This is a genomic window from Streptomyces sp. NPDC093018, from assembly GCF_040684035.1.
Classification (GTDB): Bacteria; Actinomycetota; Actinomycetes; order Streptomycetales; family Streptomycetaceae; genus Streptomyces; species Streptomyces murinus.
In genome coordinates this window covers 759,758-766,506 of the sequence record NZ_JBFBFF010000002.1, presented here as the reverse complement: position 1 = coordinate 766,506, position 6,749 = coordinate 759,758, and the positions used below count along the sequence as shown (strand labels likewise).

The following is a 6,749-nucleotide window of genomic DNA, read 5'->3' as shown; positions in this document are numbered from 1 at the left end:
TCCACCCCGAAGGGCTTCATCGTTCGACTTGCATGTGTTAAGCACGCCGCCAGCGTTCGTCCTGAGCCAGGATCAAACTCTCCGTGAATGTTTACTCGGCCGAAAAATAATTCAGCCGGTGACACGTTGGAGAGCGGAACGGTCGGAGGAATAGTCCGACCGTTCACAGCGTCCTCGCTGTGTTTATTTCAAAGGAACCTCGACCATCGGTTATCCGATGGACGGGGTATCAACATATCTGGCGTTGACTTTTGGCACGCTGTTGAGTTCTCAAGGAACGGTCGCTTCCTTTGTACTCACCCTCTCGGGCTTTCCTCCGGGCTTCCCTTCGTGTTTCCGACTCTATCAGATCTTTTCTCGATCCGATTTCCTCGGTGCTTTCCAGGTTTCCGCTTTCGCGTTTCCCTTTCCGGCGGTTCCGACTTTATCAGAAGTTCTGAGTCGGATTTCCCTCCCGGTCCTGGGCACCTTGTCCAGCACGTGAAGTGCTGGGGTTCCCAACCGGGCGAGGTCGTAAACGTACTGGAGCGGGGCGCCCCGATGCAAATCGAGGCGCCCCGCTCCCGGCATGAGCCGACGGGTCGTCAGACCTCCACGACCACAGGCAGGATCATCGGCCTGCGGCGGTAGTTGTCCGAGACCCACTTGCCGAGCGTGCGGCGGATCAGCTGCTGGAGCTGGTGGGGCTCCACGACGCCGTCCTGGGCGGACCGCTCCAGGACCTCGTTGATCTTCGGGACGACCTCGGTGAAGGCCGCGTCCTCGATGCCGGAGCCGCGGGCCTGGATGTGCGGGCCCCCGGTGATCTTGCCGGTGGAGGAGTCCACGACCACGAAGACCGAGATGATGCCCTCGTCGCCGAGGATCTTGCGGTCCTTGAGCGCGGGCTCGCCCACATCACCGACGGAGAGCCCGTCGACGTAGACGTAGCCGGCCTGGACCTTGCCGGAGATCTTGGCCTTGCCCTCGATCAGGTCCACCACCACGCCGTCCTCGGCGATGACGATCCGGTCGTGCGGGACGCCCGTGAGGGCGCCCAGCTCGGCGTTGGCGCGCAGATGGCGCCATTCGCCGTGCACCGGCATCAGGTTCTTCGGACGGCAGATGTTGTAGAAGTACAGCAGCTCGCCCGCGGAGGCGTGACCGGAGACGTGCACCTTGGCGTTGCCCTTGTGGACGACGTTGGCGCCCCAGCGGGTCAGGCCGTTGATCACGCGGTAGACCGCGTTCTCGTTACCGGGGATCAGCGACGAGGCCAGGATGACCGTGTCGCCGTCGACGATGCGGATCTGGTGGTCGCGGTTGGCCATCCGGGACAGCGCCGCCATCGGCTCGCCCTGGGAACCCGTGCAGACCAGGACCACCTCGTGGTCGGGCAGGTCGTCCAGCGTCTTGACGTCGACCACCAGGCCCGGCGGGACCTTCAGATAGCCGAGGTCGCGGGCGATGCCCATGTTGCGGACCATGGAGCGGCCGACGAAGGCGACCCGGCGGCCGTACTCGTGCGCCGCGTCCAGGATCTGCTGGATGCGGTGGACGTGGCTGGCGAAGCTCGCCACGATGATCCGCTTGCGGGCGCCGGCGAAGACCGTGCGCAGCACGCTGGAGATGTCCCGCTCGTGCGGGGTGAAGCCGGGGACCTCGGCGTTCGTGGAGTCGGTCAGCAGGAGGTCGATGCCCTCGTCGCTGAGCCGCGCGAACGCGTGCAGGTCGGTGAGCCGGTTGTCCAGCGGCAGCTGGTCCATCTTGAAGTCGCCGGTGTGCACCACCATGCCCGCGGGGGTGCGGATGGCGACGGCCAGGGCGTCCGGGATGGAGTGGTTGACGGCGATGAACTCGCAGTCGAAGGGGCCGATGCGCTCGCGGTTCCCCTCGGCCACCTCCAGCGTGTACGGCCGGATGCGGTGCTCCTGGAGCTTGGCCTCGATCAGCGCGAGGGTCAGCTTGGAGCCGATCAGCGGGATGTCCGGCTTCTCGCGGAGCAGGAAGGGGACGCCGCCGATGTGGTCCTCGTGGCCATGGGTGAGGACGATGCCCTCGATGTCGTCGAGGCGGTCCCGGATGGACGAGAAGTCGGGCAGGATCAGGTCGATTCCGGGCTGCTCCTCCTCGGGGAAGAGCACTCCGCAGTCGACGATCAGCAGACGGCCGCCGTACTCGAAGACCGTCATGTTCCGGCCGATCTCGCCGAGACCGCCGAGCGGGGTGACCCTCAGGCCGCCCTCGGGGAGCGGCGGGGGCGGGCCCAGTTCAGGATGCGGATGACTCAAAAGACTCTCCTCAACCACACACGCCACGTACCGGTAGGGCACGTGGCGCGCATGACGTTCGTGCGAAGCAGTTGTCGTTGTGGAATGCGGGACCGGTGGCCCGCGTATTCGGTTGTGGTGTCTTCAGTTGTGAAGCCCCGGAGGCTTCCGGGAGCTTCTGGACCGAGAGGGTCCGGGTGGTGCTGAAGTCTGTTGCTAGAGCTGTACCCCGCCGGCGGCAAGATCGATCTTGAGCTGGGCGATCTCCTCGGGCGAACACTCGACCATGGGCGAGCGCAGCGGGCCGCCGGGCAGGCCCAGCAGGTCGAGCGCGGCCTTGGTGGTCATGACGCCCTGGGTGCGGAACATGCCGGTGTAGACCGGGAGCAGCTTCTGGTGGATCTCGGTGGCCTTGACGACGTCACCGGAGGTGTACGCGTCGACCAGGGCCCGCAGGTCCGGGGTGACCAGGTGGCCGACGACCGAGACGAAGCCGACCGCGCCCACCGACAGCAGGGGCAGATTCAGCATGTCGTCGCCGGAGTACCAGGCCAGGCCGGACTGGGCGATGGCCCAGCTGGCGCGGCCGAGGTCGCCCTTGGCGTCCTTGTTGGCGACGATCCGGGGGTGCTCGGCGAGCCGGACGAGCGTCTCGGTGTTGATCGGGACGCCGCTGCGGCCGGGGATGTCGTAGAGCATGTTCGGCAGGCCGGTCGCGTCGGCGATGGCCGTGAAGTGCCGGTACAGGCCCTCCTGCGGGGGCTTGTTGTAGTACGGCGTGACGACCAGGAGGCCGTGGACGCCGATGCGCTCGGCCTGCCGGGCCAGCTCGATGCTGTGGTGGGTGTCGTTGGTGCCGACCCCGGCCACGACATGGGCGCGGTCGCCGACCGCTTCCAGGACGGCTCGTACGAGGTCCGATTTCTCCGCGTCACTGGTGGTGGGGGACTCGCCGGTGGTGCCGTTGATGATCAGGCCGTCGTTGCCTGCGTCCACCAGGTGGGCGGCGAGCCGCTGCGCGCCGTCGAGGTCGAGTGCGCCGTCCGCCGTGAAGGGCGTGACCATGGCGGTGAGGACCCGCCCGAAGGGGGTCTGCGGAGTCGAGGTCGGAGCCATGGGTAACACGCTACTCGGTGCGCCATGCGCGGTCTGCCCTTGGGGGTCCGGGCAAGTCAGGACAAAAGTGGAACCCGGCACTGCCTGCTCGGGGGTTCAAGCAGTGCCGGGTCCGTTTGATCAGGCTAGATGAACTTCTCTAAATGCCGCAATACGGACACTTCAGGAGGCTGACCCGTACATCCGTTCCGCACCCGCGGAACAGGGCCTCATCACGGGGCCACGCGGCCGTTCGCGTTGTACGCGGCGTACGTCAGCGGCATGAGCTTCGCCCACTCCGCCTCCATCTTCTCGCCCACCATCTCGATCTCCCGCTGCGGGAAGGACGGCACCTTGGCCAGCTCGTGCTGGGTGCGCAGGCCGAGGAAGTGCATCAGGGAGCGCGCGTTGCAGGTGGCGTACATCGAGGAGTACAGGCCGACGGGGAGCACCGAGCGGGCGACCTCGCGGGCGACACCCTCGGCGAGAAGCTGCTGGTAGGCGGCGTACGACTGCTCGTACGACGTCTCCAGGGCGCCCTTGACCGCGTTGTGCTGCTCCGGGGTGCCCTCGACGAAGACGTACTTGCCGGGGCGGCCCTGCTGCACCAGCTTGCGGGCGGTGTCGGGGACGTAGAAGACGGGCTCCAGCTCGCGGTAGCGGCCGGACTCCTCGTTGTAGGACCAGCCCACGCGGTGCCGCATGAACTCGCGGAAGACGAAGATCGGGGCGCTGATGAAGAAGGTCATCGAGTTGTGCTCGAACGGGCTGCCGTGCCGGTCGCGCATCAAGTAGTTGATCAGGCCCTTGGAGCGCTCGGGGTCCTTCTTCAGCTCGTCCAGGGACTGCTCGCCGGCGGTGGAGACGCGGGCGGCGAAGAGGACGTCGGCGTCCGAAGCGCTGGACTTCACCAGCTCGACGGTGACATCGCTGCGGAACGTGAGCGACTCGGGGGTGGTCACGGGGGTTGGGGTCCTTCCCATCACTTCGGTGGTTCGCGCCCACCTTACGGGGCACCCGCCGGGGCCGGAGCGGGACCTCACCCCGAAAGACGTGCCGAGGATTTTTTCGGACATGGGCACCTTTTGCGGTACTCGATCGTCTGTATCGGTGAGACCCGCACGTTCGACCCCGAACCGGGAAAGGAGTGGCACCGCGATGTCCCGCCGGCGCGAGCCCGTACCCTTCGCCTTCCTCGCCGAGGGCGACACGTTCCGCAGCAATGTGACTCCCCCGCCGCGCCGCCGAGCCTCCTTCGGTGAGATAGCCGGGCGCTGGCTGCTGGGTCTGACCGTCGTGGCCGGACTGGTGGGCGCGCTGATCATCGGCATGCCGTCGCTGTCCACTCCCGCGGATCCGCCGGCGCCGCAGTCCCAGGCGTCCGAGGGGCACTGACCCTTACGGCGGCTCCGGGCTGGTGAGCGGCCAAGCGGACGGATAGCCTCACCGGGCACAGCCCCCGCGAGCACCGAGTGAGGAACCGCCGTGCCCCTGCCCTTCCTGACGGCCGACCGTCCCTTCGAGGCGGCCTCCGAGAGCGCACTGCCGTACGACGACCGGGACCGCTGGCGGCGCCCCTACCGTCCCGGGCCCTGGCGGGTGGGAGTGGCGGCGCTGGTGCTGATGGTGGCGTCGTTCGTGCTGTTCGCGGCGGTGCTGATCGCGTTGACCGGGTCGTCCTCGTCCGCGGTCGTCGTCCTCGGCATCGGTCTGCTGGTGATCGCCGGGGCGCTGCGGCTGCTGCGGATGGGCGTGTGGGTGAGCCCCCGGGGAGTACGGCAGGTCGGGTTCCTGATGACGCGGACGGTGCCGTGGGCGCGGGTGGGGTCCCTGCGGACGGTGCAGCAGCCGGTGCGGTGGCTGGGGTTGCCGAGGACCGTGCAGGGGCAGGCGCTGGTGCGGGTCCCCGCGGGGCGGCCCAGGGACGCGGCGCCGCTGCTCACGACGGCCTCGCTGGACTTCCTCAACCGGCCGGCGGCGTTCGACCGGGCGGCGGACGTGCTGGAGGCGTGGGCGGCGGAACGCTGCCGCTGAGGTGCCCCGTAAGGGGCGCGGGGAACTGCGCGAGCGGCCACGACGCACCCGCGGGTACGACGCGGCCGCTGCCCCGCAGGGTCAGGCGTCGGCCGGTGTACGGCCCGCGTGCAGCGCGATCGCCCGTTGCATGGCCTTGCGTGCCCGAGGCGTGTCGCGGGCGTCGTGGTAGGCCACCGCCAGGCGGAACCAGCAGCGCCAGTCGTTCGGGGAGGACTCCGTCTCGGCCTTGCGCCTGGCGAAGACCTCGTCCGCCGAGTCGCGGTCGATACGGCCGCCCGCCGTGCGCTTGAGCTCGTCCACGGGCAGGCCCCCCTCCGCGTCGAGTTCGGCGGCGAGCTGGTTGGCCCGGTGGACGAACTGGGTGTTCTTCCACAGGAACCACAGACCGATGACCGGCAGGATCAGCACCGCGATCCCGAAGGTCACGGTGAGGACCGTGCCGGTCTCTATGAGCAGCACACCGCGGCTGCCGACCAGGACGAAGTAGAAGACCAGGACGGCGGCCGTGATGAGGTAATTGATCTTCGCGCGCATGGCAGGAACTGTTCTCAGCTCAGGTCGAGGAAGTGCTCAAGGCCGAAGGTCAGGCCCGGAGTGGCGACCACGCGGCGCGCGCCGAGCAGGATGCCCGGCATGAAGCTGCTGTGGTGCAGGGAGTCATGGCGGATGGTGAGGGTCTCGCCCTCGGCGCCGAGCAGCACCTCCTGGTGGGCCAGGAGACCGCGCAGCCGTACGGCGTGCACGGGGACGCCGTCCACGTCGGCGCCGCGGGCACCGTCGAGCGCGGTGACCGTGGCGTCCGGGGCCGGGGCGGTGCCGGCCGCGCGGCGGGCCTCGGCGATGAGCTGCGCCGTGCGCGTGGCCGTACCGGACGGCGCGTCGACCTTGTTGGGGTGGTGCAGCTCGACCACCTCGACCGACTCGAAGTAGGGCGCGGCCAGCTGCGCGAACTTCATGGTCAGCACGGCGCCGATGGAGAAGTTCGGGGCGATGAGAACACCGGTTTGAGGGGACTGGTCGAGCCAGCCCCTCAGCTGCGCGAGGCGGTCCTCGGTCCAGCCGGTCGTCCCGACGACCGCGTGGATGCCGTGGCGCACGCAGAAGTCGAGGTTGCCCATGACCGAGGCGGGAGTGGTCAGTTCGACGGCGACCTGGGCGCCGGTGTCTGCCAGCGTCTCCAGCTTGTCGCCGCGGCCGAGGGCGGCCACCAGCTCCAGGTCCTCGGCGGCCTCGACCGCCTTGACGGCCTCGGACCCGATCCGGCCCTTGGCCCCGAGGACCGCCACGCGCAGCTTGCTCATCTTCGCTTCCTTACCGATCCTTGCCGGCTTGCCGACTTGTCGATGTGCCGTCCGGTGACGGCGGTGC

General features: G+C 68.5%; 7 protein-coding genes and 1 rRNA gene. 2 read left to right on the top strand and 6 right to left on the bottom strand.

All coding sequences use genetic code 11. From position 1 onward, the window contains the following. From AB0N90_RS07240 to thyX, 4 genes are all read right to left on the bottom strand, one after another. Nucleotides 1-88, bottom strand: a 16S ribosomal RNA gene (locus AB0N90_RS07240); the annotation flags it as partial. A gap of 496 nt (nt 89-584) precedes the next feature. Further along, entirely contained in the window at nt 585-2,270 is a 1,686-nt protein-coding gene (locus AB0N90_RS07235; protein ID WP_361676809.1) for a ribonuclease J, read from the bottom strand. A gap of 195 nt (nt 2,271-2,465) precedes the next feature. Further along, the gene (gene dapA / locus AB0N90_RS07230) at nt 2,466-3,365 is read right to left on the bottom strand and encodes a 4-hydroxy-tetrahydrodipicolinate synthase (RefSeq protein ID WP_365193568.1); all 900 of its coding nucleotides are present in this window, start codon (nt 3,363-3,365) and stop codon (nt 2,466-2,468) included. Nucleotides 3,366-3,577: 212 nt separating this feature from the next. Then, nucleotides 3,578-4,327: an FAD-dependent thymidylate synthase gene (gene thyX, locus AB0N90_RS07225; RefSeq protein ID WP_365193566.1), complete on the bottom strand. Its 750-nt coding sequence runs from the start codon at nt 4,325-4,327 to the stop codon at nt 3,578-3,580. A 175-nt stretch (nt 4,328-4,502) separates the two neighbouring features. On the opposite strand from thyX, the gene AB0N90_RS07220 reads away from it, so the two are divergent. Both AB0N90_RS07220 and AB0N90_RS07215 read left to right on the top strand, forming a co-directional pair. Beyond that, nucleotides 4,503-4,739 carry a hypothetical protein gene (locus AB0N90_RS07220; protein WP_361676814.1) on the top strand — a complete coding sequence of 79 codons (237 nt, stop codon included), beginning with the start codon at nt 4,503-4,505 and terminating at the stop codon, nt 4,737-4,739. 90 nt (nt 4,740-4,829) lie between these two features. Beyond that, on the top strand, nt 4,830-5,378 hold the full coding sequence (locus tag AB0N90_RS07215) for a hypothetical protein (RefSeq protein ID WP_361676817.1): 549 nt from the start codon (nt 4,830-4,832) through the stop codon (nt 5,376-5,378). Nucleotides 5,379-5,459: 81 nt separating this feature from the next. Here AB0N90_RS07215 and AB0N90_RS07210 read toward each other — a convergent pair whose 3' ends face one another. Further along, on the bottom strand, nt 5,460-5,915 hold the full coding sequence (locus AB0N90_RS07210; protein WP_361676819.1) for a hypothetical protein: 456 nt from the start codon (nt 5,913-5,915) through the stop codon (nt 5,460-5,462). A gap of 14 nt (nt 5,916-5,929) precedes the next feature. Then, nucleotides 5,930-6,682, bottom strand: a complete 753-nt coding sequence (dapB, locus tag AB0N90_RS07205; RefSeq protein ID WP_365193563.1) for a 4-hydroxy-tetrahydrodipicolinate reductase — start codon at nt 6,680-6,682, stop codon at nt 5,930-5,932. Nucleotides 6,683-6,749: the final 67 nt, after the last annotated feature.